Annotated in this window: 29 protein-coding genes; 23 read left to right on the forward strand and 6 right to left on the reverse strand. The window is 57.3% G+C overall.

Translation table 11 applies throughout. The features are described 5' to 3' along the window. Positions 1-6 precede the first annotated feature (6 nt). Complete coding sequence (locus Q0802_RS16230; RefSeq protein WP_298920200.1) at positions 7-477, reverse strand: DUF302 domain-containing protein; 471 nt, start codon at positions 475-477, stop codon at positions 7-9. A 67-nt stretch (positions 478-544) separates the two neighbouring features. Further along, complete coding sequence (locus tag Q0802_RS16235) at positions 545-1,501, reverse strand: L-malyl-CoA/beta-methylmalyl-CoA lyase (RefSeq protein ID WP_298920202.1); 957 nt, start codon at positions 1,499-1,501, stop codon at positions 545-547. Positions 1,502-1,751: 250 nt separating this feature from the next. Between Q0802_RS16235 and dgcN the strand changes: the two genes are divergently transcribed. The 4 genes from dgcN to Q0802_RS16255 are packed head-to-tail and all read left to right on the forward strand — an operon-like array spanning position 1,752 to position 5,098. Beyond that, the gene (gene dgcN, locus Q0802_RS16240; protein WP_298920204.1) at positions 1,752-2,753 is read left to right on the forward strand and encodes an N-acetyltransferase DgcN; all 1,002 of its coding nucleotides are present in this window, start codon (positions 1,752-1,754) and stop codon (positions 2,751-2,753) included. Positions 2,754-2,804: 51 nt separating this feature from the next. Further along, the gene (gene dgcA, locus Q0802_RS16245) at positions 2,805-3,770 is read left to right on the forward strand and encodes an N-acetyl-D-Glu racemase DgcA (protein ID WP_298920206.1); all 966 of its coding nucleotides are present in this window, start codon (positions 2,805-2,807) and stop codon (positions 3,768-3,770) included. 4 nt (positions 3,771-3,774) lie between these two features. After that, on the forward strand, positions 3,775-4,635 hold the full coding sequence (locus Q0802_RS16250; RefSeq protein ID WP_298920208.1) for a D-amino-acid transaminase: 861 nt from the start codon (positions 3,775-3,777) through the stop codon (positions 4,633-4,635). A 10-nt stretch (positions 4,636-4,645) separates the two neighbouring features. After that, positions 4,646-5,098 (forward strand): MaoC family dehydratase, encoded by a 453-nt coding sequence (locus Q0802_RS16255; protein ID WP_298920210.1) that lies wholly within the window; start codon positions 4,646-4,648, stop codon positions 5,096-5,098. A gap of 2 nt (positions 5,099-5,100) precedes the next feature. Here Q0802_RS16255 and Q0802_RS16260 read toward each other — a convergent pair whose 3' ends face one another. Beyond that, positions 5,101-5,538, reverse strand: coding sequence for a MarR family winged helix-turn-helix transcriptional regulator (locus Q0802_RS16260; protein ID WP_298920212.1), 438 nt, complete (start codon positions 5,536-5,538; stop codon positions 5,101-5,103). Positions 5,539-5,648: 110 nt separating this feature from the next. Here Q0802_RS16260 and Q0802_RS16265 point away from each other — a divergent pair, with 110 nt between their 5' ends. Further along, entirely contained in the window at positions 5,649-5,870 is a 222-nt protein-coding gene (locus Q0802_RS16265) for a hexameric tyrosine-coordinated heme protein (protein WP_298920214.1), read from the forward strand. Between the two features lie 8 nt (positions 5,871-5,878). Here the strand turns inward: Q0802_RS16265 and Q0802_RS16270 are convergent, their stop codons facing one another. Further along, positions 5,879-6,190 (reverse strand): DUF1244 domain-containing protein, encoded by a 312-nt coding sequence (locus Q0802_RS16270; protein WP_298920215.1) that lies wholly within the window; start codon positions 6,188-6,190, stop codon positions 5,879-5,881. Positions 6,191-6,397: 207 nt separating this feature from the next. Between Q0802_RS16270 and pyk the strand changes: the two genes are divergently transcribed. From pyk to Q0802_RS16310, 8 genes are all read left to right on the forward strand, one after another. Then, positions 6,398-7,846, forward strand: coding sequence for a pyruvate kinase (gene pyk, locus Q0802_RS16275; protein WP_298920217.1), 1,449 nt, complete (start codon positions 6,398-6,400; stop codon positions 7,844-7,846). A 32-nt stretch (positions 7,847-7,878) separates the two neighbouring features. Then, positions 7,879-8,103, forward strand: coding sequence for a hypothetical protein (locus Q0802_RS16280; protein WP_298920218.1), 225 nt, complete (start codon positions 7,879-7,881; stop codon positions 8,101-8,103). A 130-nt stretch (positions 8,104-8,233) separates the two neighbouring features. Then, positions 8,234-8,434 (forward strand): 50S ribosomal protein L35, encoded by a 201-nt coding sequence (rpmI, locus tag Q0802_RS16285; RefSeq protein WP_298920221.1) that lies wholly within the window; start codon positions 8,234-8,236, stop codon positions 8,432-8,434. A 17-nt stretch (positions 8,435-8,451) separates the two neighbouring features. Continuing rightward, a complete protein-coding gene (gene rplT, locus Q0802_RS16290; RefSeq protein ID WP_298920223.1) occupies positions 8,452-8,817 on the forward strand; it encodes a 50S ribosomal protein L20 in 366 nt (121 codons plus the stop codon). A 269-nt stretch (positions 8,818-9,086) separates the two neighbouring features. After that, positions 9,087-9,986, forward strand: a complete 900-nt coding sequence (locus Q0802_RS16295; RefSeq protein ID WP_298920224.1) for a lysophospholipid acyltransferase family protein — start codon at positions 9,087-9,089, stop codon at positions 9,984-9,986. Positions 9,987-10,079: 93 nt separating this feature from the next. Further along, the gene (locus Q0802_RS16300) at positions 10,080-10,889 is read left to right on the forward strand and encodes an ABC transporter substrate-binding protein (RefSeq protein ID WP_298920225.1); all 810 of its coding nucleotides are present in this window, start codon (positions 10,080-10,082) and stop codon (positions 10,887-10,889) included. A gap of 7 nt (positions 10,890-10,896) precedes the next feature. After that, positions 10,897-11,706, forward strand: a complete 810-nt coding sequence (locus tag Q0802_RS16305; protein WP_298920228.1) for an amino acid ABC transporter permease — start codon at positions 10,897-10,899, stop codon at positions 11,704-11,706. Next, positions 11,693-12,430 carry an amino acid ABC transporter ATP-binding protein gene (locus Q0802_RS16310; RefSeq protein ID WP_298920229.1) on the forward strand — a complete coding sequence of 246 codons (738 nt, stop codon included), beginning with the start codon at positions 11,693-11,695 and terminating at the stop codon, positions 12,428-12,430. The genes Q0802_RS16305 and Q0802_RS16310 overlap by 14 nt, the downstream gene beginning before the upstream one ends. Before the next feature lie 5 nt (positions 12,431-12,435). Here the strand turns inward: Q0802_RS16310 and Q0802_RS16315 are convergent, their stop codons facing one another. Continuing rightward, positions 12,436-13,302 carry a LysR family transcriptional regulator gene (locus Q0802_RS16315; protein ID WP_298920231.1) on the reverse strand — a complete coding sequence of 289 codons (867 nt, stop codon included), beginning with the start codon at positions 13,300-13,302 and terminating at the stop codon, positions 12,436-12,438. A 74-nt stretch (positions 13,303-13,376) separates the two neighbouring features. Between Q0802_RS16315 and Q0802_RS16320 the strand changes: the two genes are divergently transcribed. The 5 genes from Q0802_RS16320 to Q0802_RS16340 all read left to right on the forward strand — a co-directional run bounded on the left by Q0802_RS16320 (position 13,377) and on the right by Q0802_RS16340 (position 20,094). Next, a complete protein-coding gene (locus Q0802_RS16320; RefSeq protein WP_298920544.1) occupies positions 13,377-14,852 on the forward strand; it encodes an aldehyde dehydrogenase family protein in 1,476 nt (491 codons plus the stop codon). Beyond that, complete coding sequence (locus Q0802_RS16325) at positions 14,852-15,829, forward strand: membrane dipeptidase (RefSeq protein ID WP_298920233.1); 978 nt, start codon at positions 14,852-14,854, stop codon at positions 15,827-15,829. The genes Q0802_RS16320 and Q0802_RS16325 overlap by 1 nt, the downstream gene beginning before the upstream one ends. Then, a complete protein-coding gene (locus tag Q0802_RS16330; RefSeq protein ID WP_298920236.1) occupies positions 15,826-17,511 on the forward strand; it encodes a hypothetical protein in 1,686 nt (561 codons plus the stop codon). The genes Q0802_RS16325 and Q0802_RS16330 overlap by 4 nt, the downstream gene beginning before the upstream one ends. Further along, positions 17,508-18,140, forward strand: coding sequence for a DUF3726 domain-containing protein (locus Q0802_RS16335; RefSeq protein WP_298920237.1), 633 nt, complete (start codon positions 17,508-17,510; stop codon positions 18,138-18,140). The genes Q0802_RS16330 and Q0802_RS16335 overlap by 4 nt, the downstream gene beginning before the upstream one ends. Positions 18,141-18,261: 121 nt before the next feature. After that, the gene (locus tag Q0802_RS16340) at positions 18,262-20,094 is read left to right on the forward strand and encodes a BCCT family transporter (RefSeq protein WP_298920239.1); all 1,833 of its coding nucleotides are present in this window, start codon (positions 18,262-18,264) and stop codon (positions 20,092-20,094) included. 77 nt (positions 20,095-20,171) lie between these two features. Here the strand turns inward: Q0802_RS16340 and Q0802_RS16345 are convergent, their stop codons facing one another. Further along, positions 20,172-21,107, reverse strand: a complete 936-nt coding sequence (locus tag Q0802_RS16345; protein ID WP_298920242.1) for a MurR/RpiR family transcriptional regulator — start codon at positions 21,105-21,107, stop codon at positions 20,172-20,174. A 189-nt stretch (positions 21,108-21,296) separates the two neighbouring features. On the opposite strand from Q0802_RS16345, the gene Q0802_RS16350 reads away from it, so the two are divergent. From Q0802_RS16350 to Q0802_RS16370, 5 genes are all read left to right on the forward strand, one after another. Beyond that, a complete protein-coding gene (locus tag Q0802_RS16350; RefSeq protein WP_298920244.1) occupies positions 21,297-21,815 on the forward strand; it encodes a TRAP transporter small permease in 519 nt (172 codons plus the stop codon). Then, positions 21,812-23,095 carry a TRAP transporter large permease gene (locus Q0802_RS16355; protein WP_298920246.1) on the forward strand — a complete coding sequence of 428 codons (1,284 nt, stop codon included), beginning with the start codon at positions 21,812-21,814 and terminating at the stop codon, positions 23,093-23,095. The genes Q0802_RS16350 and Q0802_RS16355 overlap by 4 nt, the downstream gene beginning before the upstream one ends. A gap of 33 nt (positions 23,096-23,128) precedes the next feature. Then, the gene (locus Q0802_RS16360) at positions 23,129-24,169 is read left to right on the forward strand and encodes a DctP family TRAP transporter solute-binding subunit (RefSeq protein WP_298920248.1); all 1,041 of its coding nucleotides are present in this window, start codon (positions 23,129-23,131) and stop codon (positions 24,167-24,169) included. 77 nt (positions 24,170-24,246) lie between these two features. Next, entirely contained in the window at positions 24,247-25,713 is a 1,467-nt protein-coding gene (locus Q0802_RS16365; RefSeq protein ID WP_298920251.1) for a M81 family metallopeptidase, read from the forward strand. Beyond that, positions 25,710-26,765 carry a D-TA family PLP-dependent enzyme gene (locus Q0802_RS16370; protein WP_298920253.1) on the forward strand — a complete coding sequence of 352 codons (1,056 nt, stop codon included), beginning with the start codon at positions 25,710-25,712 and terminating at the stop codon, positions 26,763-26,765. The genes Q0802_RS16365 and Q0802_RS16370 overlap by 4 nt, the downstream gene beginning before the upstream one ends. Positions 26,766-26,787 lie beyond the last annotated feature (22 nt).

Here is a 26,787-nt window from a genome sequence, read left to right on the forward strand (position 1 = left end):
GCGCGGCTATTGGGTGGCGGCGGCTGCGATGGCGCTGAATTTATTGTCCAGCTGGTCCGACAGATCCTTAAGCGCGTCGCCCCCTTCATCGAGATAAGGCGCAAAAACGCTGCCGGGCGTTTTGTAGGATAGGGTCGCGGTGCCGTCAGCTTCCTCGGTCACATAGAAACGGATGGGCGCTTCGATCATCGCGGCGGTGGAGGTTGCCAGAACTTTGACCGCGAAATCATTGTTGAACACGCCGATCACTCTGTTTTCAGGAATGGTGATACCACGGTTGCGCGCAGCACCCGTGGGTCCGGCCTGAGTGACGACGCCCATTTTGTTGGCTTTGACGGCTTTTTTCAGATCGGCCAGCAACGCGGCATGTGTCTTGCCGGTTTGCAGGATCACCCATCCTTCACGGGGGGCGAGGGACTGGGCCTGTGCCGTGACGGCCCAGAAGATGACCAGTAGGGCGGTGACAAGGCGTTGCATATTAAGGCTCCGAGCTGGGTTTTGGCACTCAGGCACGGATCGGCCCGAATGCCAAATCAAAGATGCGTTAGCCGTTGATCATTTCGGATTGGCGGACAATGACCTCAGCCTGCTTGATCGACGCGATATCGACCAACCGGCCCTTGTAGACAGTCGCCCCTTCGCCTTTGGCCTTGGCGTCCGCCATCGCGGCGAGAATTTCGCGCGCCTCGGTCACCGCTTCTTCGGAGGGCGTGAAAACCTCATTGGCGATGGCTACCTGTTTGGGGTGGATCGCCCATTTGCCGACCATGCCAAGCGTCGCGGACCGACGGGCCTGCGCGCGGAACCCTTCGTCGTCAGAGAAATCGCCAAAAGGACCATCCACAGGCAGCACGCCATGGGTTCGGCAGGCGGCGACGATGGCGGCTTGCGCCCAATGCCACGGGTCGGACCAATGCTTTTGCCCTTCGCGGATCATGTAGTAGTTCTCCTGCGTGCCGCCGATGCCGGTGGTCTGCATGCCCATGGAGGCGGCAAAATCCGCAGCCCCGAGACTCATCGCTTGCAGGCGGGGAGAACTGGCCGCGATCTCCTCCACATGGGCGATGCCAGCCGCAGATTCGATGATCACTTCGAAGCTGATCTTCTTGCTGCGTCCCTTGGCCGCTTCAATGGCCGTGACCAGGGCGTCAACCGCATAGATATCCCCGGCACATCCCACTTTGGGGATCATGATCTGATCCAGACGGTCGCCTGCCTGTTCGAGCAGGTCCACAACGTCGCGGTACCAATAGGGCGTGTCGAGCCCGTTGATCCGAACCGAGAGCGTCTTGGTGCCCCAATCCACATCGCTGATGGCCGCGATGATGTTAGCGCGCGCGCTGTCCTTGTCGGAAGGCGCCACGCTGTCTTCCAGATCCAGGTTGATTACATCTGCCGCGGAGGCCGCCATCTTTTCGAAGATGGCGGGACGGGAACCCGGTCCAAACAGCTGGCAGCGATTTGGGCGTGCGGGAGCGGGGGGCTGAATGCGGAAACTCATGCGGGCCTCGGAGAAATAATATTTCGATTGTGTCGTCCTGGGTGGTATTAAATTGCGTCGTATGCTGCAAGCGCATTTTGCACATGCAGCATGAGAATCGGCCAAGCAGTTCAGATGTGACGCTTAATTCTTCGCCATTATCGATAGATAATCGAAGAAGGTTGCGCAAAATATATTGACCAAGGCTTTTTTGAGATGCCTTTGCGGGGCAAAGAGGGGAAATTGCACCAAATCTGACGGAGGCCTAACCATGATCCAGACACCTTACCTTTTGTTTCTCGGCGACGCGCCGGACCAACTTGCCGCCAAGGTGGCCCAGGGTATCAAAGACTGGCGCCCGGAAAATGCGGTAGGCCAGTTCCGTCTGCCGGGTTGCGGCGCGGACATGGGCCTGACTGATATGACGCTCGAAGAGGGGCTGAATGCGGGTGCCAAGACGCTGGTGATTGGCGTGGCCAACCGGGGCGGGATTATTTCTGAAGAATGGCAGGTGGTTTTGGTCAAGGCGCTGCAGATGGGCTATGACATCGCGGCAGGGCTGCATAATCTGCTGCGCAACGAGGACGCGCTGCAGGCGGCTGCGAAGGTCAATGGTGGCACACTACACGATGTGCGGGTGCCCAGCGTCGCCTATCCGATTGCAAATGGTCAGAAACGGACCGGCAAGCGCGCGTTGGCGATTGGCACCGATTGTTCCTGTGGCAAGATGTATACGGCGATGTCGATGGATGCCGAAATGATCAAACGCGGGTTGAAGTCCGATTTCCGGGCGACCGGTCAGACCGGCATCCTCATTACCGGCAAGGGTGTGCCGCTGGACGCGGTGATCGCCGATTTCATGGCTGGTGCGGTAGAGTATCTGACGCCCGACAACGATGAAGATCACTGGGATCACATTGAAGGGCAGGGCAGCCTCTTTCACGTGTCCTACTCCGGCGTGACCATGGCGTTGATCCACGGCGGGCAGCCTGATGCGCTGATCCTCTGCCATGAGCCGACCCGGACGCATATGCGGGGCCTGCCGCACTATACGTTGCCGTCATTGGAGACGTTGCGGGACACGGCCCTTCCGATCGCCCGTGTTGCCAATGCCAGCTGCCAGATCGCAGGTGTGTCGGTGAACACCAAGGCGCTGGATGAAGACGCGGCGAAGGCTTGTTTGCAAGAGATCGAGGACCGGATGAACCTGCCCGCGACGGATCCGTTCCGATTCGGGGCGGGCAAGCTGGTGGATTCGCTGCTGACAATCTGATAGCGAGCTGGATTGTGATCTTGAATGTTATAGGTCGAAGAAGGAGCGGGCATGCGTATTGAGGTCAGCCGGGATGTGTTTCGGCTCGCTCAGGTTTTCACCATTAGTCGTGGGTCGCGCACCGAAGCGAATGTGCTGACGGTGACGTTGACGGATGGGGCACATCGTGGTTGGGGCGAATGCGTGCCCTACGCGCGCTATGACGAAACGCTGGACAGCGTCACGGCGCAGATAGAGGCGCTGCCGGGAGATATCACGCGCGCAGCCCTCTATGATCTTTTGCCTGCCGGGGCCGCGCGCAATGCGGTTGACTGTGCGCTGTGGGATCTGGAGGCCAAACGTGCCGGAAAACGCGTGTGGGAGCTGGCCGGATTGCCCCTGCCACTTCCGGAAATCACCGCCTACACGCTGTCACTCGACACGCCGGAGAAGATGCGGCAGCAGGCGGCTGAGCATGCGCATCGTCCGCTCTTGAAAATCAAGCTGGGCACGCCCGATGACATGCCACGTCTTGAGGCGGTGCGTGCCGGTGCGCCGGATGCCCGCATCATCGTGGATGCCAATGAGGGCTGGAGTGCTGCGGTCTATTCGGACCTCGCGCCTCATCTTGTGCGTTTGGGCGTGCAACTGGTGGAGCAACCGTTACCCGCCGGCGAGGATGACGCGCTGATCGGGCTTGACCGCCCCGTCCCGGTATGTGCCGACGAAAGTTGCCATGATCTTGCCAGCCTGCCTAGGCTCAAGGGCAAATACGATGTGATCAATATCAAGCTCGACAAGGCTGGTGGCTTGACCGAGGCGCTTGCCTTGCGTAGCGAGGGCCTTGCCTTGGGGTATGAGGTGATGGTCGGATGTATGGTGGGCTCCAGCCTCGCCATGGCACCGGCAACACTTCTGGCCCAGGGCGCGCTGATCACTGATCTGGATGGCCCGTTGTTGCTGGCCGAAGATCGCGATAGCGCTCTGATATTTGATGAAAAGGGCGTTCACCCGCCTCAAGCTGGATTGTGGGGATAGCAACATGCGCACCGTGTATCTGAATGGCGACTATTTGCCTGAAAACGAAGCCTCTGTTTCTATCTTTGATCGCGGTTTCCTGATGGCGGACGGCGTCTACGAAGTCACATCCGTTTTGGATGGCAAGCTGATTGATTTCGATGGCCATGCGGTGCGGCTGCAACGTTCGCTTGGCGCGCTGGATATGCAGAACCCGATCAGCAAGGAAGACCTGCTGGAAGTGCACCGCGAGCTGGTGCGCTTGAATGAAATTGAAGAAGGTATGATCTATTTGCAGATCACCCGTGGTGCGCCGAACGACCGCGATTTCGTCTTCCCCGACCCGGACACCACAAAGCCGACCATCGTTTTGTTCACACAGAACAAGCCCGGTCTTGCCGATAACCCCGCAGCGCAAAAAGGCATGAAAGTCATCAGCATTAATGACATCCGCTGGGGCCGGCGTGATATCAAGACCGTCCAGTTGCTCTATCCATCCATGGGCAAGATGATGGCCAAGAAGGCCGGTGCCGATGATGCCTGGATGATCGAGGATGGGTTCGTCACCGAGGGCACCTCCAACAACGCCTATATCGTGAAGGGCAACAAGATCATCACCCGCGCGCTGAGCAACGACATCTTGCACGGGATTACGCGAGCGGCGGTTCTGCGGTTTGCCCGCGAAGCGCAGATGGAAGTCGAAGAGCGCAATTTCACCATCGAAGAGGCGAAAGAAGCCGACGAAGCCTTTATCACTTCGGCCAGCACCTTCGTGATGCCGGTGGTGCAGATTGACGACGCGGTTTTGGGACAGGGCGTGCCGGGCCGCGTGGCGCCTCGTTTGCGCGAAATTTATCTGGACGAAAGCCGCAAAGCCGCGATCTGAGGGGTGCGGGATGCCGCTTGAAGCAGACAGGCTGGCGGCAGCCGTCGGGACCGAAATTGGTTGCTCTCGGTGGATCGATATCGGTCAGGAGCGGATCAACCACTTTGCGAATGTGACCGAAGACTGGCAGGCCATTCATCTCGACGAAAAAGCCGGGAAACAGGCGGGGTTTGACGGCCCCGTCGCCCACGGGTTCCTGATACTTTCGATGATGTCGGCCATGGCCTATGACGCTTTGCCCCAGATTGAGGGCCAAAAAACCTCAATCAACTACGGCTTCGATAAACTGCGATTTATCACCCCTGTGCTTGCGGGTGATGCCGTGCGGGCGCGTTTTCTTCTGGACGCTGTAGAGGCCCGCGACGCGCATGCGCTGATGCTGTGCCTGGCCGTGACCGTCGAGATAAAGGATCGGCCCAAACCCGCGCTCTCAGCGCTCTGGCGTATCATCTACACGTTCTAACGCTAGGGCTTCAGCCCGATGCGCAATTTGCCAAGTGTCCTGACCAAATCGGTTAGTTGATCTTCGCTCAGGCCCGTATCTTTGATCATGCAGGCCGTCACGGCGGGCGATTGCGTTCTGAGTTTGTTGCCACTGGCGGTCAGAGAGACAATCACCCTGCGCTCGTCCTTGGGATCGCGGGTGCGCGAGACATGGCCAAGCCTCTCCAACCTTTTCAGCAAAGGGGTCAGCGTACTGGTGTCCATATCCAGAAAACCGGCAATTTCGCCAACGCTTCGCGCATCCTGATCCCAAAGATAAATCAGCGTGATGTATTGCGGGTAGGTCAGACCCAGGCGCCCAAGGTGCTTTTGATAAGCGCGGTTGATCACATGCCACGCCGTATAGACTGCGTGACAGAACATGTCGTCAGGGTTCTCAGGTGCAGAAATTTCGGTCATCTCGCAGTCTCGCAATTAAGTTGCACACGATATAAACGCTTGACATATAGTTCCAAGAAAAATTATATCGTGCACCATATAAATGTGATGCGACATAAAAAGGAATTGTGATGTCCTGGCTCCCCAGTCTTGCCACAGAAACACCCGAAGAAGGGTTCGAGCTGGCGATTAAACTGTCCAGAATGGCCGTCAAGAAAACCCAGCCTGACGATGCGGCCCGCAATCGCATGCGCCCGGATTATGCAAATAGCGCCGACAGCCTCACCATGGCATCACATGTGGTCGCAACCAACTTTCAGACCGTTGCTCAGGCCAACAACTACTGGCGATAGCGCCGATTTCACTCTTTTCCGACGTTCTCTTCAAAGGCGGTTTTGAAAGCTTCCCGCTGATCGCTGGTGGCGTCAGTTTGATAGTTGGCTTTCCACTCGGCCATCGTCATCCCGTAAAAAAGTTCCCGTGCGTCGTCTTTGCCGATCTCGATCCCTTTTTCTGCGGCCGCTTCGGCGTACCAGCGGCTGAGACAATTCCGGCAAAAACCTGCAAGGTTCATCATCTCGATGTTCTGCACATCCGTCCGGTCTTCCATCAAGTGCTTTTGCAAACGTCGAAAAGTGGCGGCCTGCAATTCAATTTCGGTCTGTGTCGGCATCAAGGCATCCTTTGTTCTCTGACACCCAGATTGGGGCGGCTGGTGTCGCTGTCAAGCGCTGCCTGAGTGCTTGCAGGGGGCGGTGGCGTCATGTCATCTATAATTTAATGAGCAGTGCAAAGCTTGAGCAGTTGCTCTGCGCGTCATCATGCGACATAAGGCGCGCAAGCCGTTAGCGATAACAAGCCTGGAAGGACGACAGCAGAGATGAGACGCACGCGCAACGTCAAAATCGTGGCCACGCTGGGGCCCGCCTCTGAGACATATGAGATGATCCATGCCCTGCATATGGCCGGGGCGGATGTGTTTCGCCTCAACATGAGCCACGGCAGCCATGAAGAGATTCGAGAAAAGCACCGTATTATTCGCCAGATCGAAGAAGACACCGGCGGCAGTATTTGCATTCTGGCGGACTTGCAGGGGCCCAAATTGCGTGTGGGTGTCTTTGCCAGTGATGATGGCGAGATGCTTGAAGAAGGCGTTTCATTTCGCATGGATCTCGACGATGCGCCGGGGGATGCCAAACGGGTAAACCTGCCGCACCCAGAGATTTTCGCTGCTTTGGAACCTGGCGCCACACTCTTGGTGAATGACGGCAAGATTCGTCTCAAGGTCGATGATTGCAGCCCGTCTCACGCCAATTGCACGGTGATTGCCGGTGGTGTGATCTCCAACCGCAAAGGCGTGAACGTACCGGATGTTGTGTTGCCATTGGCTGCTCTGTCCGACAAAGACCGCAGTGATCTGGAGTTTGTCTGCGAGTTGGGCGTTGACTGGCTCGCACTCAGCTTTGTGCAGCGCGCCGAAGATGTGCTGGAAGCTTCGGATCTGGCAAATGGTCGGGCGGCAATTCTCTCCAAGATCGAAAAGCCCGCGGCGGTACAGAATTTTAGCGACATTCTGAAAGTCAGCGATGGCATCATGGTGGCGCGCGGCGATCTGGGTGTCGAATTGCCTGTGCAAAATGTGCCGCCGATCCAGAAACGGCTGGTGCGCCAATGCCGGCGCGCGGCAAAGCCGGTGATCGTGGCCACGCAGATGATGGAAAGCATGATCGAAAGTCCAATGCCGACCCGGGCCGAGGTGTCGGATGTGGCAACCGCGATCTACGAGGGTGCGGATGCCGTGATGCTTTCTGCTGAATCTGCGGCAGGCGCATATCCGATTGAGGCGGTCACCACCATGAACAATGTGGCCACTGAGGTGGAGCTTGATCCGACCTATACTCAGATCATCGAAGCCTCGCGTGAAAGCAAGGGGGCGACAATCGCCGATGGCATCGTTTCCGCAGCGCGCGAGATTGCGGAAACCACCGACATCAAGGCGATCTGTTGTTTCAGTCAAAGCGGCACCACGGCATTGCTGGTGGCACGCGAACGCCCCCGCGTGCCGATCCTGGCGATGACGCCACTTGTACGCACGGCGCGGCGCCTGACGCTTAGCTGGGGGACAAACTGCGTGATCACGGACAAGCTGGATCGGTTCAAACTGGCGGTTGTGGCTTCTGCCCGGGCCGCATTGCGTCAGGGATACGCAGAAGAGAATGATCAGATTGTCGTGACAGCCGGTGTGCCGTTCAATGTGCCTGGCAGCACGAACATCCTGCGCGTTGCCCCTTGCGACGAGCGTTTGATTTTCAACACTGATCCGGAATAGTCTCCCTCCGACAGTTCTTTGGGGAAAATTCCATGGACGCGGATACAGCTTTGGTGCTGGGGATTATCATCGGCGCTTTTTCGATCATTTCGATCTTTTCGGCGCTGGTGGATCGTCGCGCGCCCCGTGCTTCTGCATTGACGGTCCTGTTGGCAACGGGGCTGATTGTCTATGCGGCGATGACGACCCCGGTGGCCTATACGGCTGCCTCACTGCCCAAAGTGTTTGTGCAGGTATTTGTGAAGTATCTGCCATAACGCATCGGCCACGGATTCTGCCCTTGCCATATAATGCGCAACCGCTTATAGCGCAGCTTCTTACCGCGCGACCGGCCAATGTGGCATGCCGAGTCGCGCCTGAAACCGATCTGAAAGACAGGAGACGGAAATGCCCAAGATGAAGACCAAATCGAGCGCAAAGAAGCGCTTCAAGGTGACCGCGACCGGAAAGGTCATCGGCGGTCAGGCCGGCAAGCGCCACGGCATGATCAAGCGCACACGCAAGTTCATCCGTAACGCCCGTGGAACAACAGAGCTGTCTGCGCCAGACGCCAAAATCGTCAAGGGCTTTATGCCCTACGACCGCTAAAGGGAAGGAGAACTGATATGAGCCGAGTTAAAGGTGGTACAGTCGCCCACGCCCGTCACAAGAAGGTCATCAAGGCCGCAAAAGGCTACTACGGTCGCCGCAAGAGCACCTTCAAGGTCGCGCGCCAGGCGGTCGACAAAGCCAACCAATACGCCACGCGTGACCGCAAGAACCGCAAGCGCAATTTCCGCGCGCTGTGGATTCAACGGATCAACGCCGCTGTGCGCAGCCATGACGAAGCGCTGACATACAGCCGTTTCATCAACGGTCTGAACCTCGCAGGCATTGAAGTGGACCGCAAAGTGCTGGCCGATCTGGCCGTTCACGAACCCGATGCTTTCGGCGCGATCGTGAAGCAGGCCCAGGATGCGCTGGCCGCGTAAGGCACAGATAGTTTTAAAAACCAAAGCCGCTCCCGTAAAATGGGGCGGCTTTTTCGTTTGCGGAGGGTCAGCATCCTGAGCCCTGCGACAAGAATGCAATCTCGTCCCTGGGGCCTGATGGTGTCGTGCAGCATGATGTGATCGGGTCAATCGTCGGTCAGTATCAGGCTTTTCCCGAGATGCGCGATTTGGCCACCTGCACATGAGAGCGCTCTTGAGCATGCGTCGTTTAGTGCTACAACCTCGATACTCAACAATGCGAAATCCGAATGGCTGAAGCAGGCAGGAAAATCCAAAACGGCGAGGAGGAGGTCGATCTGAGGGATCGGATCGTCAGTGCTGTGATCATCGGCGTCATCCGATGCCTGACACTCCTGCCTTATAGGCTCCGAGTGCCCGCTGGTGGTTGGGTAATCTCACGTCTGGTGGCTCCTGTCATCGGCTACCGCGGACGTATTCGCGACAACATGCAGATGATCTTTCCGGATATGCCGGAAAAACAAATAGATGAGATGACGCGCGCCGTACCCAATCAGATCGGCCGCACCCTGTGTGAGCTGTTTTCGCCAAAAAATCTGGTGGAAACCGCAAGGAATACGCCCATTCGCGGAGATGGCATCGACGCCGTTGATGCCGCACGCGATGCCGGGCGTCCGATCATTATCGTATCCGGTCATATTGGTAATTACGATGTTGCGCGTTCCAAGCTTATTCAGCGTGGCCATAAAGTCGGCGGGCTTTACAGAAGCATGAACTACAAGGGTTTCAACGACTTCTACGTCTCGCGCATCAGTCAGGTGGGGACACCGCTTTTCCTGCGCGGACGCCGTGGCATGGGCGAGATGGTCAAGTTTCTCAAAGCCGGCAATGCCATCGCCTTGTTGATTGATCAACATATGTCAGCAGGGGCACCGCTCAAGTTTTTTGGCCGCACTGCCTATACCGCGCTCTCGGCGGCTGAACTTGCCTTGCGATATGATGCTCTGTTGGTGCCATGTTACGGGATCCGGCAACCTGATGGGTTGAGCTTTGAGATGATCGTTGAAAAGCCGATCCCTCACACAACACCCGAAGAGATGACCCAGGCCCTGAACGACAGTCTCGAAGCCCAGGTGCGCGCGAATTTGAGCCAATGGCTCTGGGTGCACCGGCGTTGGAAAACCCAGTAGCTTCTCGCGCTCCTGCCCCCGGGAGGCTTGCGCATGGGCGTGACTGAGGGGATAACCAGAGACAGCAAACAGAGATTTCGGGGAGAGATCATCATGAGGAAACTAATGACGCTCGTCGCCATGGGCACGGCAATAGCAGCAGGATCGGTTTATGCGCAAAGCTGTTCCGATGGTAAAACACTGACCGAGGGAAAGCTGACGATCGCGACGGGGAACCCGGCCTATTACCCCTGGGTCATCGACGACGCGCCGGAAAGCGGGCAGGGATTTGAAGCCGCAGTTGCCTATGCGCTGGCGGATGCGATGGGGTTTGCCAAGGAGGATGTGGTGTGGACACGCACGTCGTTCGACCAGGCAATTCAGCCCGGTGCAAAGGACTTCGATGTTAACATGCAGCAGTTCTCGATCACACCGGAGCGCGATAAGGTCGTCGATTTTTCGCAACCCTATTACACCGCGCCCATGGCTGTGCTGGTGCGTGGCGGGGATGATCTGAATTCTGATCTCGCCGCCATGAAAGAGATGAAATGGGGTGTGGTTGCGTCCACAACGGCATTGCCTGTGGTGATGGAAACTATCGCCCCTTCGTCCAGCCCGCTGGTTTATGATGACAATGCAAATGTCGTGGAGGCGATGAAGGCCGGACAGGTGGATGCCGCTTTGTTCGATTTGCCCACAGCGCTCTATCTCTCCGCGGTGGTTCTGGACGGCGGGCAGGTCTTGGGGCAATTCGCACCGGACGCAACGTCTGACCCTGATCATTTCGGTATGCTGATGACCGAAGGCAATCCACTCAAGGCATGCGTGGACGCGGCCCTTGCCGATCTGACCGAAAATGGCACTCTGGCCGCGATTGAGGCGGAATGGTTGCAGGAAGCCACCGGTGTGCCGCTGATCAAGTAAGCCCCAGGTGAACCGAAGACAGGCATATGAAGCAGCCCAGCGGCGGCGGTCATTGACCGTGGCTGGGGTCAGCACAGTGATCGTTCTGGCAGCGATCATCCTGTTGGTGCCACTGGCGCCGGGATGGCCTCAGGTGAAGGCCAGCTTCTTTGATGGCGGTGTCTTTGCTCAGACATTTCCAACTTTGCTCAAGGCCTTTCTGATCGACGTGATGATCTTTGCGTGGTCAGTGCCCCTAATCCTGATGTTGGGGCTGGCAGTTGCGCTGGCGCGTGGCGCGATGGCGCCTGCGCTTTTTCCCCTGCGCATTTTTGGCGCAATCTATGTCGATGTCTTTCGCGGCGTGCCTGTTGTGCTGACGATCTACCTGATTGGTTTCGGGGTGCCTGGCCTTGGACTGCCGCGCCCCTGGAATTCACCCTACATCTGGGGGACGGTCGCGCTGGTGCTGACCTATTCGGCCTATATAGCCGAAGTTCTGCGTTCCGGGATCGAAAGCATCCATGCCAGCCAGCGCAACGCTGCGATTTGTCTGGGGCTTTCTGAGCGGGATGCCATGCGCTACGTGATCCTGCCGCAGGCGATCCGCCGGGTTGTGCCGGCAAACATGAACATGCTGGTGGCCCTACAGAAGGACGTCGCACTCCTCTCTTTTATCGGCCCGGTGGAAATCCTGCGGCAGGCGGGCATCTACAAAAGCCTGTTGGCAAATTTTACACCCTACGTCGTCGCTGCTGTGATTTTTCTGATCGTTACCGTTCCGGCCACCCGCTACGCCGACCACCTGCTGAACAGGGATCGAAATGCCCGAAGCTAAACTGTCCCTGCGTGGTGTCGTCAAATCCTTTGGTGAAAATGCGGTTCTGCGGGGCATTGATCTGGAGGTCTGCGAAGGAGAGATGATCTGCCTGATCGGTGCGTCTGGTTCCGGCAAATCAACCTTGCTGCGTTGCATAAACCAACTGGAGCCTATTGATGACGGTTCAGTATGGCTTGAGGGTCAGGATATATCGGAGCCCGGATTGGAGTTAGGCCCGGTACGGCGACGTATCGGGATCGTATTCCAGTCCTACAATCTCTTTCCGCATATGTCGGCGCTTGAAAACGTGCTGTTGGCCCCGCGCCGGGTCTTGCAAGAAGAAGGTCGCGCATTGACGGCGCGTGCCGAGGCGCTTTTCCAGAGGTTTGGTCTGGATCTGCATATGCACAAATACCCCGATCAACTATCGGGGGGGCAACAGCAGCGCGTGGCGGTCATCCGGGCGCTGGCGATGCGCCCCGAAATCATGCTTTTTGATGAAATTACCGCCGCACTCGATCCGGAATTGGTTGGCGAAGTCCTGAACGTGTTACGTCAGCTACGGACCGAAGGGATGACCATGCTTTTAGCTACCCACGAGATGGGTTTCGCACGTGAGTTGGCGGACCGGGTGTGTTTCATGGATGGTGGTGTGATCGTCGAAGAAGGCACGCCGGAACAGATATTCTCAGCGCCGCAGGTGGTTCGGACCCAGGAATTCCTGAGGTCCGTTTTGCGGTGATCTTCTCAGCTAAGCTCCTGTAACAGTTCTGCGAATTCGATCGCCAGGCGACGCTGGCTTGATCGTTCGGCGACCAGAGCAGAGACGGAACGTTTGGCCGCCAAATCCACGATTGGTCGAAAAACGAGATCGCCATGAAGGTCCTGCACAACCGACCGTGGGAGGATCGTGACCCATTTGCAGGTCTTGATCATGCCGATCAGCGAAAATGTGTTGTGGGCCTGAATTCGGGTTTCTGACAGAGCCTGCCGCACGGTCTCGTGCTCGATGTTGTGACACAAATTGTTGCCGATGAAATCTGCCGTAATCACATCCTCCAGCCTGATCGACCCCGCGCAATTGGCCAGTGCATGATCGGGGGCGCAGGTCAGTCCAAAACGATCCTCGAACAATACCCGGCCTTGAATGCCGTTGAGGGCGGGTGTCCCGGATGCAATGCCGATATCTGCCTGTCCGCGAACCAGCGCGTCAATCACCATGGCCGTGTCTGTATCGCGCATGTCGATTTTGAGCCCGCTGTGCCGCGTGATGAGCGCGTCGACGGCCAGAGGCACCAGGCGACCGGCGGCAGAGGGGATAGATGCGATCCGGAGCAATCCCTTGGGGGAACTGGCGGAGGTCTCGATCTCCCGCACTGTTGCATCAAAATTGGTGACTTGCTGCTGCGCTAGGGCGAAAACCTGTTGCCCGAGCGGGCTCAGTTGATTCTTGCGCTCGCCTTCGAACAGGCTCTGACCAAGGTGATCCTCAAGCTGTTTCAGCGTCATTGATACCGCAGATTGAGTGCGCCCCATGCGGCTTGCCGCCTCTGCCAGATTGCCCGCCTGGGCGACGTGACTGAAACAACGCAACATTTCGATTTTGATCGGCAATTTCAAAATTCCTGAAATTAGATTAAGGAATTTGAGTTTGACTGATATTGCTCGTTGTGTCCACTCTTCTCCAAATGTCGACTTGGGAGAAACGCGTCGTGGCCGAAAGCAAATTGAATTTCATCGCGGGACAATGGATCGCTGGCGAAGGTGAAATCGAAAACCGGAACCCTTCCGATGTGTCCGATGTTATTGGCAATTTTGCTCAGGCAAGCGCTGGACAACTGGATGCGGCTCTGGAAAAGGCCCGCGACGCGCAGCGTATCTGGGCGGGTTACGGTCTCGAACGACGTCAGGCGGTCTTGCAGGCCATCGGTACGGAGCTGATTTCCCGATCAGAGGAACTTGGCAAGCTGCTCAGCCGTGAAGAGGGCAAGCCGCTGGCTGAAGGTAAGGGCGAGATTTACCGCGCCGGTCAGTTTTTCACCTATTATGCCGCCGAATGTCTGCGTCAGCTTGGTGAAAATGCGGACAGCGTCCGGGACGGCATCGAAATCGACGTGCGGCGCGAACCTGTAGGCGTGGTAGCGATCATTTCGCCATGGAATTTCCCGACTGCAACAGCCTCCTGGAAAATCGCGCCAGCGCTCTGCTACGGCAATGCGGTGGTCTGGAAACCGGCGAATATAACGCCCGCCTCCGCCGTAGCGCTGACCGAGATCATTGCCCGGCAGGATATTCCGGAAGGTCTGTTCTCTCTGGTCATGGGGTCCGGGCGTTCGGTTGGACAGCGGTTGGTCGAAAGCTCCGGTGTTAATGCGATCTCTTTCACCGGGTCCGTACCCGTGGGGCGGGGTATCGCCACGGCAGCGGTCGGAAACTTTACCAAGGTACAGCTGGAAATGGGGTCCAAGAACGCGCTGGCGGTGATGGATGATGCTGATATCGACCTTGCCGTGACGGTTGCGCTTGGCGGCGCGTTCGGCGGAACCGGGCAAAAATGCACGGCCTCTTCGCGGCTGGTGGTCCATGAGGCCATCCACGATGCGTTCGTCGAAAAGCTTGTCGTGGGTGCGCAGGCGATGACAGTGGGCCATGCGCTGGAAGCCGGAACCCAGATCGGTCCTGTTGTCAGTGAAGCGCAATTGCTTGAAAATCTTGGCTATGTTGATCTGGGCAAATCTGAAGGGGCAGAGCTTGCCTTTGGCGGTGCGCGCTTGTCGCTTTCTCATGACGGGTATTACATGTCACCCGGTGTATTTTTGAACACGACAAACGATATGCGGATCAACCGCGAAGAGATGTTTGCGCCGCTGACCTCGGTTATTCGGGTGGGCAGCTATGATGAAGCATTATCCGTCGTGAATGATACCAGCTTCGGGCTGACCTCCGGGATCGTGACCCGGAGCCTCGCGCGCGCAACCCATTTCCGCCGAAATGCGCGCACCGGGGTTGTGACTGTCAACCTGCCAACGGCCGGGACCGATTATCATGTGCCCTTTGGCGGGCGCGGCGAAAGCTCCTATGGACCGCGCGAACAGGGTAGGGCAGCCGCCGAATTTTATACAACCGTCAAGACCGCCTATATCAGCGCGGGGGCGCCGGAATAATGCGTATCGATGGCCTGCAATACGCCAATTGGTCGGAGAAGATTTTTCGGCAGATGCGCGATGGGGATGTCGACGCGGTTCATGTGACCATCGCTTACCATGAGACATTTCGCGAAACGGTGCTCAATTTTGAACGCTGGAACCGCTGGTTCGAGGTGCATTCCGACCTGATCCTCAAAGGGACCACCGCGGCCGATATTGATCTGGCCCGCGAAACCGGGCGCACGGCTATTTTTTTTGGTTTCCAGAACCCAAGCCCGATCGAAGACGATATCGGATTGGTTGAGATCGTGCACAGCCTCGGCGCGCGGTTCATGCAGCTGACCTATAACAACCAGTCCCTGCTGGCCACGGGATGTTATGAGGCCGAGGACACCGGGATCACCCGCATGGGCCGTCAGGTGATCCGCGAGATGAACCGCGTAGGCCTGGTGGTGGACATGAGCCATTCTGCAGATCGCTCGACCATTGAAGCTGCTGAGGTATCTGAGCGTCCCATCGCAATCACCCATGCCAACCCCTATGATTGGTCGCCCGCCCTGCGCAACAAGAAAGACGATGTGATCCGCACGGTCACCGAAGGCGGCGGGATGTTGGGATTTTCTCTTTATCCGCACCACCTGAAAGACAAATCCGACTGCTCATTGCAAAGCTTTTGCGAAATGATCGCCCGCGCAGCCGAGCGATATGGCGTCCAACACCTGGGGATTGGCTCGGACCTTTGCCAGGATCAACCTGATAGTATCGTTGAATGGATGCGCACGGGCCGCTGGACCAAAGAGATCGACTATGGCGAAGGGTCCGCCGCTGCCCCGGGGTTTCCCGAAATGCCCGATTGGTTTCGCGACAACCGCGATTTTGGTAACATCGAAGCCGGGTTGCGGGAGGTTGGTATGAATGACGATGAGGTTGGCGGTATCATGGGGGGTAACTGGTATCGCTTCTTTTCGGACAACTTCGGAAAGGTCACTGGATGAAGACGAACGCGGCTGATACCCGGCGGCGTTCCCCGAACACCGTCATGCGCCTCAAACGGCTTGGGTCGTTGCATCAATGCAGACTCAGCTTCATGCGGGTTCTTATGCGTTGTATGGCCCGCGAAAGCTGGCAATTCACCCGCCGCCTGTTTGACATCGACGACAATGGCGTGGGCCGGGCAGTTTACACTGCGACTGGCCCGGAACGCTCCTATTCGCTCATTGCTTTTGCGCATGACCTTCCGGCAGATCAAAGATCCGACAGGGTTATCGCCGAAGCCTGGGACGCAACGTTCACCCTCTTTGACGGCATCCCCACCGCAGAGGATATTGACCGCCTTGCGCAAAACGTCCCTCTTCAGGAAGCGGGGCGGATACAGGAAACCGAGTTGTCGCTGTCGCGGGCAAACCGGTCTGTCCGGCTGTGGGAGCATGTTGTGGCAGCCTTGGCGTCGGGGCGTCAGCCAGACGTCAGCAAGATCGATGCGGTCGGATATCTGATGCGGACGACCGCGGTCTACGGGTCGGGGAAATTTGGCGCTGCTGATCGTGAAAAAATCGCCGACCGCCCAGAGCTTTCGGTGCCCTTCCAGGCAGAAATGCTGTCGGTTTATCTGACCCGCGTTTTCGTGCGTGATCTGGTGCAACATATGGCCCGAGTGAGGGGCGGCTCTGAGGCGGTGGTGTTGCACCCGGAGATTGCCCAGCGTCTGGGGATCGGGAATTCCACCGGGTTGGGGATGGCACCCTATATCGTCAATCACCCGGTTCTTTTCAACAACTGGATCATGGCCCGCGAAGAGGCAATTGCACGGGTCTGTGCGTTAGATACGGCGAGCGCGGAGGAGGCCACCACATTCCGGATAATCCTTCAACGCAGCGAAGGCTCAATCGCGGTGTGGCATTCGGATCATCCCGCGCAGATCAGGAAACTCGCAGCGCTTCGACAGGATATCGCAGCGCTCAAAGAATATCTTGCCGGAGATGATTTGCGCCACCTTGCGCCCTGGGCGCGGCTATGCGCCTGGGCGGCGGAAAATCTGAGTGAAGAGGGGCAAGAACTGGTCGCCTCGCTGATCCTGGAGCCTTATCCCGATCTGGTGGACGGTCTGGCCCATTGTATGTCGGACAGTAACGCCGACGCGTTTCGGATTGATGGGTCGATGCCGGTCGCGGAGGTGATGAAGCTCATCGCGAATGCGTTTGACTGGGCGCTGGAAAAAGACTGGACCGCGCCAGAAAACTGCGCGCGCGCCTGGTACGTTTCCGAAGAAAAACTGGAGCCAAGACTGGGCGAGCGGTTTGACGAACCAATTGAGGAATATGAACAGCCTCTGGCACCCGCGCGTGACGCCGCTGCGGCTTCGGCTGCACTGGAGGGCTGGGCGTCTGAGAGTCCCATCGCCGATTTTCTGCTGCGCCATCCAGAACACCGGCATACGGTGCGTCGGGCCCAGATGAGCCTTGTCGCACCTTATGGTGAAATCCGTGACAATACGATCAGCGACAAGGTTCTGCCGATTGACATGCTGCGCGCCAAGCTTTCGTTTTTCGGGGCGACGCATTTTGATCCCCGATCAGATCGGTGGGTCCGCATTTGCATGTATGCCGGTGCGCCTTATCCCGAAACGCTGACCACTGAAAACTGCGACCTCTGGGTTTATCCGGAGCTTGTATCGTGAACCTCTCGCTTAACGAGGTTGAGGCGACTGCGCGAAAGGCTGCGCGAGGTGCGGGCTATCCTTGGGGCCTCGCGGAAGAAACGGGCAAGGCGACGCGCTGGCTCTGCGCGCAAGGTCTTGAGGGATGTGCTGTTCTCGCCCGTCTGCTGGCCCGCGTTGATGGGGCAACGATCTCTGACTTGTCGCCGAAAGTTGATGAGCTGATATGGCAGGCTCCGGGACCACACCTGTGTCCGCTGGTGACAGGGGCCGCCCTCTCGGACCGAGTGAGCCAGTTCGACCATGGGGCTTTCAGAACGGGTCCGATTGCCGAGCCGTGCCTGTTGTTTCCGTTTGTTTCTTATCTTGCCCGGAAAGTGGAACGCGTCGTCGAGATCGAGTGGCGGGGGGGCGGCGCTATTTTTGACGCAGGCCAGATGGGGCTGACCGGCGCGACCAGCGATTTTGCGGATCAGGTCGCCATCCGCTTTGGCGGAACTTTGAGGTCGCCTCGGGCGCGCTGCACCAGAGCTGATCCGGGAAGTTCCGCGTGGGACGCACTTTTGGCATTCGCTCACCGAACCTATGCACCGGCGACCGAAGAGAGCCGTCTAAAAGGCGCGGGCGCAGAGATGGGCGGTTCCGAATGAGCGGGCCGAGCCAGAAACCATGAGGTAAGTACAAGGCCCACCGGGCCTTACATAAAAATTGCGCATGAATGGTTGAGACAAAGCCAAGCTGCGCGTGCTTCAAATTTTAGGGAGGAAGCAAATGTCCGTCAAACCACCATTCACGGATCTGGAGATCAACAGATCAACGCAGGGCTTTTACGAGGGGCACAGCCTCGAAATCGCTTTGCTCAGCAAGGCGATCATGATCGGCCTGGTCATTTGGGCGTTGGTGTCACCCGCCAATGCCAATGGCGTTCTCGGTAGCCTGAATTGGCAAATCCTCGAAGGCTTCAACAGTTTCTATATCATCATCGTAGGGTTTTTTGCGTTCTTCCTTTTTGTGGTCGCCGCCTTACCGCAGACCGGAAAACGGGTGATGGGACGCCCGGGTGCTGGCAAGGAATTCTCGAATTTCTCATGGTTCTCGATGATGTTCGGCGCCGGTCTGGGTGTCGGGCTGATGGTGTTTGCGACAGCCGAACCGCTGGGTTTGTGGGGCTCCAATCCCATCGTTGTGGCCGGGGATGTCGCGCCCAACAGCCAGGAAGCGCTGCAATCAGCCTATCGCTACACGTTTGCCCATTACGGTTTCCATGCTTGGGCGATCTATGTGGTGACGGGCCTCTCCTTGGCTTATTACGCCTATACCCGCGACATGCCATTGACGATCCGAACCGCGCTGACGCCGCTCTTTGGTGGCCTGATGAACGGGATTTTGGGTCATATCGTGGATGTGCTGGGCGTGGTCGCGACGATCCTTGGCGTATCGGTTACAATCGGATTTGGAATCTCACAATTCATCGACGGCATGTATGCCATTACGGGCATGGAATGGATGATGAATATAACGGGTGACGCGCCGACCCCGGGGACTGTTGGTTTGATTGCGGGGCTGATCGTGATCATGAGCCTTTCAATCATCTCGGCGGTTTCAGGTGTGGGGCGCGGGGTCAAATATCTGTCGAACCTGAACCTGGTGCTGTCCCTGATACTGCTCTTCACCTTTGTCCTTTTTGGTTCTTTCCTCTTCGCGATGACAACCTATGCCACGGCGTTGGTCGACTATATCCTGAATTTTGTATCGCTTAGTTTCGGTGCCTATGGACCCCAATCGCCCGATCAGTTTACCGCAGCACTTTCTGCCGAGGCAGCGCCCTATGCGGATGCGCTGCGCGCGGGGGCCACAAATGCCTGGGGGTCGTTTGACGGGTTCCGGTCCGGCCTGGAAGGGGAAGCCGCCAATCTCTCAGAAGATGCGCTCAAAGCGGCCTATGCGGCGGGTGAGCCAGGTCGCCAGTTCGGCTGGCAAGCAGGTTGGACAACTTTCTATTGGGCCTGGTGGATTGCGTTTTCGCCATTCGTTGGCCTTTTCCTCGCGCGCATTTCGCGGGGTCGCACGGTGCGCGAGTTCATCATTGGATGTGTCGTGGCACCGGCACTGGTCTGCTTTGCCTGGATGACGATTCTGGGCGGTACAGCGATTGATCTTGAACTGACAGGTGGTGCAGAGGGCGCAATCATCGGCGCCTCCAACACCGCAAAGCTCTTTGTCACGCTGGGCGAAATGATCTCAGGCGGGTTTCTGTCCGCCATCACGATCATGTGCGTCGTTCTGATCATGACCTTTCTTGTGACCTCGGCAGACTCGGGGATTCTGGTGATGAACACCATCATGTCAGGGGGCGACCAGGAAGTCGGCAACAAGCACAAGATCGTCTGGGGCGTTATCCTGACGGCGGTGATCGGGACCTTGCTGGTGGCCGGCAAATCTGGTGGCGCGGACCCGATGGAGGCGCTGCGCAATGCCATGATCATCGGGGCACTGCCCTTCACCATGGTGATGGGGCTGATGTGTATTGCGCTTGCAAAGGCTATGTATCGCGATGGTCTGAGGTCAAAGTCAGGTGACTTGGCCACAGAGCCAGCAGAATGAAAGATTGCGCCGGGCTGGATTGCCTGCCCGGCGCTTCCCACTAATTGGCCTGACCGCCAGCAATTGTCTTGGCTTGGTCAGTCGCCCAAAGGCTGCGGGCCAGTTCGCCCATGATAGGCGGTCAGGGACGCCCTGATCCTCCGCAGGTTTTCAAGTGTTTCCGCCGACATCTCCTGAGCGACCGACATCGCAAGCGCATCAATCAGCGTAAGATGCGCATAGCGCGAGGCGGTTGGTTTGTAGATGTCGCTGTCTTCGGGAATATCGACGGCGATCTGGATGTTGGTCACTGCCGCCAACCGCGTATCTGGTTTGGTGATACAGATTGTTGTGGCACCATACCCCCGGGCGATTTCGGCGGCACCTACGATTGCATCTGCCTCCCCGCTCGCGGATATGAGAAACAGAACATCATCGCGGGTAAGGGTCGCTGCTCTCATTTGCAAAAGATAGCTGTCACTGGTGGCAAAGGACGGAAAGCCAAGGCGAAAAAACCGATTTGCCGCATCATGGGCAACCATCGAAGAGCCGCCGCCAATCCCGGCGAACAACAGGTGCCTTGTGGTCAGCAGCGCATTTTTCGCAGCGTTGAGCGCCTGGGTGTCGATCTGCTGGCGCATGGCATTTGTCGTCGCTAACAGCGCACCCAGAACTTGATTTAAGGCGGCGCTACTGCCCAGGGCTGACTGTTCTGCCTCGGCGGACAAGTACTGCATGCTGACAGCTAGGTTCTGGACCAGCCGGAGCTTGAACTCCCGGAAGCCGTCGCACCCAAGCGAGCGGCAGAATCGGACAACGGTCGGCTTGCTGACACCACAGCGTTCGGCCAAGTCACCAATTGTGATGGCGCTGATGTCTTCAAGGTTCTGCTTCACATAATCAGCGACCTTTTGTTCCTGAGCAGCGAGGCTGCCGTCATGCAGGTGCAGCGCCGAGATGACATCCACAACACCCTTGCGCCCTTTTTTGGGCGGCAGATCAGCGGGTTGGAGTTCGGGCGTGTCGTCGGACAATTTTTGGCCTCATGGATGTGATCTGTGTAATTGAGTTACATATTGGGCGGGTCATACACAATGGAATGGGCCATTTTAACCCACTGCTCACCCTTTCATGTAACTAGGTAACGTATATTGGTTGATTTTGTGGAATTTTGACCTCACTATGTAACTTAGTTACAGATTCTGCAAAAAGGGGGGCGGAAAATGCGCAGCTGGGCGGTCACAGCCAGTGCAAAGCTCAACACAGTGGTCGAGGCTATCGCCGCTGGCTTGATGCTGGCGCTTGTGCTCGATGTCTGGCTTGGCGTTGTCGACCGCTACTATTTTCACTGGCAATTACCCTGGCCAGAGGCTTTGGCAAGGTATCTGATGATCTGGGCGGCGATGCTTGCGGTATCTTCAGGCGTGGCGCGCCGAAATCACATTGGCCTGACGTCTTTTATCATGGTTTTGCCATATCGTATCAGACGTGCCGCTCTGATCTGTATGGACGTCCTGACACTTGCACTGTTTTTATACGTGGCATGGTTCGGGGTCGGTTTCGCTTTTGGCGGTGCCACGCGTCATGCGATGATTTTCGGCGCCAGCCTCGCCCCCTTTTATGCCGCTATTCCCGTCGCTGCCGCTTTGTCCTCGATCCAGCTTGTACTGGTGCTTTTGCGGGACCTCGGCACGCATATCGATGATCCGCCTTTCGAAGTGCCGCAGGAGGAAGCAACATGATTGTTGCCCTTACTTTTGTGCTGCTCATCGTGCTGGGGATGCCGATCGGTTTTGCAATCGGGTTTGCTGGCGTGGTCGGCCTGATCGACATGGGTGGCACCCAATTTCTGGCCATTGGACCAAGCAAGATCTTCAATGGGCTCAATATTTTCCCGTTTCTGGCAATGCCGTTTTTCATTCTTGCCGGCGAGATCATGAACGATATCGGCATTACCAGCCGGTTGGTCAAACTGGCGCAGGTTCTGGTCGGGCGATTTCGCGGCGGTCTGGCGCATACCAACATGCTGGCATCGGTTTTCTTTGCGGGTCTGACGGGATCAGCGACAGCCGATGCTGCGGCTTTCGGGCGGACGTTGGTCCCTGCGATGGTCAAGGAAGGGTACAGTCGCGACTATGCCTGCGCGGTCACGGCGGCGGGCTCGATCATTGGCCCAACCATTCCGCCGTCAGGTCTGATGGTGGTTTACGGCTCGCTCATGGGTGTGTCGATTGCGGGCTTGTTTGCGGCGGGTGTTCTGCCCGGGTTGGTGATTTGCCTGGTTTGCATGGCCGTCATTGCAATTGGGGGTAAACGCGAGAACCTGCCCAAAGCCTTGCGCGGGGCGACACTCGGCGAGATCTGGCAGACATTCCTGTCTTCGCTCACGGCCCTCGCCATGCCGGTCATCATCCTCGGTGGCATTCTGGGAGGCATTGTTACCCCAACCGAAGCGGCATCCATCGCGGTGGCATACGCGCTGTTCATCGGGGCTTTCATATACCGCACGCTCACTTTCAAGAGTTTCTACGGCATGCTGGTTCGCACGGCGCGCATCACAGGTGTGATCTTTGTCATCATCGCGTTTGCAAGCATCCTGGGCTGGTGGATGAGTTTCGAACGCATCCCGCAGCTGATCGCGGAAACCGTCCTGGGATTGTCCGACAATCGCTACGTCGTGATCGCCATCATCGTGGGGCTGCTGCTCGTTGTCGGCATGGTCATGGACATCACTGCGATTTTGATCATCCTTGCGCCAGTGTTGGTGCCCCTGACCGAGCAGGTGGGGCTTGAGCCCATTCATGCGGGGATCATTTTTGTGCTGGCGCTCAACATCTCGCTGATGACACCCCCGGTGGGGGCCTGTCTGTTCGTGCTGTCATCGGTGACCGGCGAGACGCTCGAGCGGATCTCGCTAAAACTGATGCCCTTCCTCGTGGCGGAAATAACGATCCTCTTTGCTTTTGCCTTCTGGGATGACGCGGCCCTCTGGCTGCCCAGATTGCTTGGATTTGCCCAATAACCTCATATCAGAAACTCAACAGGAGAGAAAAAGATGAAACATATACTGACCGGGACTTTTCTAGCTGCCTCGCTCGTTGCCGGAAGTGCGCTGGCCGAGGGCGGCGTCATCAAGTTTGGCCATGACAACAAAACAGACCCTTTTGAAAACCCCGCCCATGCTTGCACGGCCGTGTTCTCAAATCTGGTGACTTCGGGGACAAATGGCAGCGTTACAGTTGAAGTGTTCGGGTCGAACCAATTGGGGTCTGCAGCGGAACATGTCCAACAGGTGCGCGATGGGTTGATCCAGGCAACGCTGACATCAACAGGTGCCCTGGCGAGTTACTACCCGCGCATTGATGTGCTGAACCTGCCCTTTGCGTTCACCGGAAATGCCGCCACATATCCGGTTTTTGATGGTGCCTTCGGCAAGGCGCTGGCGGCCGATATCGAGGCGGAACTCGGGGATGTTGTGGTCTTGGGGTTCCCGGACACCGGTGGGTTCTTTGCCGTCACCAACTCGCAACGTCCAATTGCCAAGCTCGAAGATTTTGACGGTATCCGCATCCGGACCATGACGTTGCCGTCTCATCAGAAAATCGTACAGGCACTTGGTGCCGAGGCTTATCCGCTTTCATGGGGCGAGGTCTATTCCGGCCTTCAGACCGGCGTGATCGATGGGCAGATGAACCCGGTTCCGATTATTTCCTTCGCGAATTTTGCGGAAGTTCAGCAGTACCTGACCCTCACCAACCATCTGTTTTCGCCCTATACCTTCATGATCAACCGAGCCTTTTTCGAAGGTCTTTCCGAAAGCGAGCAGGCAACAATTCGGACAGCGGCAGAAAACTGTGTCACCGCCAGCCGGGGTTTGTCGCGGATCATCGAGGCCTCTGATCGGGGTCTTGCAGGTTTGATGGACAATATTGAGGTCACAGCGCTGACAGATGAGCAGCGCGAAAAAATGGCCTCAGTAACCCAACCTGCCTTCAAATCTCACGTGGCGGAAAATCTGGATGCAACCGCCGGCGCACTGCTGGGGCAATTCGAACAGGCCGTGGCCGAAGCAAACGCATCGACTTATCTCGACTAGAACGTGTGGGCATCAGGCGGGTCTTGCCCGCCTGAACGCTGGTTTTTGACCTTACCGAACGGATGCAGGAAATGAACATGCGGATATTCTGTGCGTCGCTGGCGACCGAGACCAATACCTTCTCGCCCCTGCGCACAGATTTTTCCGATTTCGAGCAGAGTTTCTACGCGGCACCCGGTGAGCATCCTCAAACACCCACGCTTTGCAGTGCGATTTTTCCGGCGCTGCGCACTCGTGCCGCGACGGATGGTTTTGACTTGGTCGAAGGGACTGCAACCTGGGCCGAACCTGGTGGTCTGATCAACGCCGGTACCTGGCGACGACTACGGGATGAGATTCTGGCTCAGGTTCGCGCTGCCATGCCATTGGATGGCGTCGTTTTGGGGCTTCACGGTGCCATGATCGCAGAGGGGTGTGTTGATTGCGAAGGCACATTGATCGAGGAGGTACGTGATATCGTGGGCAGTAAGACGATCATTGGTGTCAGTTTTGATCCCCACAGCCACCTGAGCGACAAACGTGTCCAGAACGCCGATGTGATCACCGTGTTCAAGGAATTCCCCCACACGGATTTTGTTGCTGCGGGGGAGGCTTGTGTTGATCTTACCTTGCGCGCCATTCGCAAGGAAATCACCCCTGTCCTTTCGGTCTTTGATGTCCGGATGATCGAAATCCTCCCGACAAGTCGCCACCCGATGCGCGGTTTCGTCGACAAGATGACGGCGCTCGAAAAAGCTGGCGAGGTGTTGTCGGTCTCTGCAATTCACGGGTTTATGGCGGGCGACTCCCCTGATTTGGGGGCCAAAATTATTGTAGTGACCGATAATCAACACGCGGACGGAGACCGGATTGCCGAAGCGTTGGGGAGGGAGCTGTTCTCATTCAGGGGGCAAACCAAACCGGAGTTCATGTCGGCAGAAGCCGCCCTTCGAAAGGCAGGTGAGGCACCCGCGGGCCCGGTGGTTGTCGCGGATGTCTGGGACAATCCCGGCGGCGGTGTTGCCGGAGATTCCACCTTGGTGTTGCAAGAGGCCATGGCGCAGAATCTGACCTCGGCGGCATTTGGGACGATTTGGGACCCGATGGCGGTGCGCCTGTGTCATGCAGCCGGAGAGGGTGCTGCGCTAGATCTGCGATTTGGCGGGAAAACATCTGCCAAGGCGGGTGACCCCATAGATGCGCGGGTCAAAGTCATCCGCAATCAACGCGGCGCGGTTCAGAGTTTTGGCAGCTCGGTTGTGCCTCTCGGCGATTGCTCGGTCATCCGGCTGGGGGGGATTGACGTGGTATTAAATTCCAATCGAAGCCAGGCATTTTCTCCGGATCTGTTCACGAACCTTGGCATCGACATTGCTGAAAAGAAGGTTCTGGTGGTCAAATCCACCAACCATTTTCACGGCGCTTTCGCTGAAATTGCATCACAAATCATCTATGCCGCCGTCGATGGCCCCTATCCAAGTGATCCATCAACAACGCCTTATCAGCGGTTATCCCGTGCGATCTGGCCAATTTGCGACGATCCGCATCAGAGGAAACCAATATGATTTTTCCTGAAATCGACACGCCAGCAGTTCTTGTTGATCTGGACGTTGCAGAGGCGAATATCGACCGCTTTCAGGCGCATTGTGACGCTTATGGCTTGGGCCTTCGGCCGCACATCAAGACCCATAAGTTACCGATGCTCGCCAAACGCCAGATCAAGGCCGGGGCCATCGGGATCACCTGTCAGAAGGTCAGTGAAGCCGAAGCAATGATTGCCGAAGGCGGGATCGAGGACGTCCTGATCACCTTCAATATTCTCGGCTCCGAAAAGCTGGCCCGGTTGAAAGCCTTGGCAGAAAAGGTACGGGTGAGCGTCGTTGCGGATAACGGTGAAACCGTGGCGGGGCTTGCGGAGGCATTTGCACAGGCGCGTGTACCACTGGCCGTGTTGGTTGAATGCGATACAGGGGCCGGCCGATGCGGCGTGATGACGCCTGAAGCGGCTTGTGAACTGGCGGTGCAGGTCGGTGCCCAACGCGGGCTGCGTTTCGCGGGTTTGATGACATATCCGCCAATTGGAAACGAGGCCGCAGTTCAAGACTGGCTGGTCGCCGCAAAGGCGCTCATCGAAGCCTCGGGGCTGCAGGTGGATGTGATTTCGAATGGCGGGTCGCCGGGTATGTGGGATGCGCAGAAGGTTTCCGTCGCGACGGAGTATCGCATCGGCACCTATGTTTATAATGACAGATCATTGCAGGATCGTGGTGTTTGCACCTGGGATGATTGTGCTCTGAGTGTGCTCGCAACCGTTGTTTCGGTTCCCGCCCGCGACCGCGCCGTGATTGACGCGGGGTCCAAGGTGCTGACGTCCGATTTGCTTGGGCTCGAAGGGCATGGATATGTTCTGGGTCGCCCGGACGTCAGTGTTGTGGGGTTGTCGGAGGAACATGGTGTCCTGACCGCTCAGAGCATTGACCTGACTGTGGGAGAACAAGTCAGGATTATTCCGAACCACTGTTGTGTTGTGAGCAACATGCTGGATGAAGTTCAGCTGATACGGGGCGGCGCAGTGCTTGGTCCCCATCGTGTGCGTGCCCGTGGTCAGGTCTGGTGATCCTCCTGTTCCGACCAGAGAA

It is taken from the genome of uncultured Roseobacter sp., from assembly GCF_947495275.1.
GTDB lineage: Bacteria > Pseudomonadota > Alphaproteobacteria > Rhodobacterales > Rhodobacteraceae > Roseobacter.

Excerpts from the sequence above, each read along its gene's own strand:
- Q0802_RS16230 (WP_298920200.1), bottom strand. The coding sequence starts at position 477 with ATGCAACGCCTTGTCACCGCCCTACTGGTCATCTTCTGGGCCGTCACG.
- Q0802_RS16280 (WP_298920218.1), top strand. The coding sequence starts at position 7,879 with ATGGACGCGGATACAGCTTTGGTGCTGGGGATTATCATCGGCGCTTTT.
- dgcA (WP_298920206.1), top strand. The coding sequence starts at position 2,805 with ATGCGTATTGAGGTCAGCCGGGATGTGTTTCGGCTCGCTCAGGTTTTC.
- Q0802_RS16255 (WP_298920210.1), top strand. The coding sequence starts at position 4,646 with ATGCCGCTTGAAGCAGACAGGCTGGCGGCAGCCGTCGGGACCGAAATT.
- Q0802_RS16260 (WP_298920212.1), bottom strand. The coding sequence starts at position 5,538 with ATGACCGAAATTTCTGCACCTGAGAACCCTGACGACATGTTCTGTCAC.
- pyk (WP_298920217.1), top strand. The coding sequence starts at position 6,398 with ATGAGACGCACGCGCAACGTCAAAATCGTGGCCACGCTGGGGCCCGCC.
- Q0802_RS16235 (WP_298920202.1), bottom strand. The coding sequence starts at position 1,501 with ATGAGTTTCCGCATTCAGCCCCCCGCTCCCGCACGCCCAAATCGCTGC.
- Q0802_RS16340 (WP_298920239.1), top strand. The coding sequence starts at position 18,262 with ATGTCCGTCAAACCACCATTCACGGATCTGGAGATCAACAGATCAACG.
- Q0802_RS16360 (WP_298920248.1), top strand. The coding sequence starts at position 23,129 with ATGAAACATATACTGACCGGGACTTTTCTAGCTGCCTCGCTCGTTGCC.
- Q0802_RS16295 (WP_298920224.1), top strand. The coding sequence starts at position 9,087 with ATGGCTGAAGCAGGCAGGAAAATCCAAAACGGCGAGGAGGAGGTCGAT.
- rpmI (WP_298920221.1), top strand. The coding sequence starts at position 8,234 with ATGCCCAAGATGAAGACCAAATCGAGCGCAAAGAAGCGCTTCAAGGTG.
- dgcN (WP_298920204.1), top strand. The coding sequence starts at position 1,752 with ATGATCCAGACACCTTACCTTTTGTTTCTCGGCGACGCGCCGGACCAA.
- Q0802_RS16330 (WP_298920236.1), top strand. The coding sequence starts at position 15,826 with ATGAAGACGAACGCGGCTGATACCCGGCGGCGTTCCCCGAACACCGTC.
- Q0802_RS16265 (WP_298920214.1), top strand. The coding sequence starts at position 5,649 with ATGTCCTGGCTCCCCAGTCTTGCCACAGAAACACCCGAAGAAGGGTTC.
- Q0802_RS16310 (WP_298920229.1), top strand. The coding sequence starts at position 11,693 with ATGCCCGAAGCTAAACTGTCCCTGCGTGGTGTCGTCAAATCCTTTGGT.
- Q0802_RS16250 (WP_298920208.1), top strand. The coding sequence starts at position 3,775 with ATGCGCACCGTGTATCTGAATGGCGACTATTTGCCTGAAAACGAAGCC.
- Q0802_RS16350 (WP_298920244.1), top strand. The coding sequence starts at position 21,297 with ATGCGCAGCTGGGCGGTCACAGCCAGTGCAAAGCTCAACACAGTGGTC.
- rplT (WP_298920223.1), top strand. The coding sequence starts at position 8,452 with ATGAGCCGAGTTAAAGGTGGTACAGTCGCCCACGCCCGTCACAAGAAG.
- Q0802_RS16365 (WP_298920251.1), top strand. The coding sequence starts at position 24,247 with ATGCGGATATTCTGTGCGTCGCTGGCGACCGAGACCAATACCTTCTCG.
- Q0802_RS16355 (WP_298920246.1), top strand. The coding sequence starts at position 21,812 with ATGATTGTTGCCCTTACTTTTGTGCTGCTCATCGTGCTGGGGATGCCG.
- Q0802_RS16320 (WP_298920544.1), top strand. The coding sequence starts at position 13,377 with ATGTCGACTTGGGAGAAACGCGTCGTGGCCGAAAGCAAATTGAATTTC.
- Q0802_RS16370 (WP_298920253.1), top strand. The coding sequence starts at position 25,710 with ATGATTTTTCCTGAAATCGACACGCCAGCAGTTCTTGTTGATCTGGAC.
- Q0802_RS16325 (WP_298920233.1), top strand. The coding sequence starts at position 14,852 with ATGCGTATCGATGGCCTGCAATACGCCAATTGGTCGGAGAAGATTTTT.
- Q0802_RS16270 (WP_298920215.1), bottom strand. The coding sequence starts at position 6,190 with ATGCCGACACAGACCGAAATTGAATTGCAGGCCGCCACTTTTCGACGT.
- Q0802_RS16300 (WP_298920225.1), top strand. The coding sequence starts at position 10,080 with ATGAGGAAACTAATGACGCTCGTCGCCATGGGCACGGCAATAGCAGCA.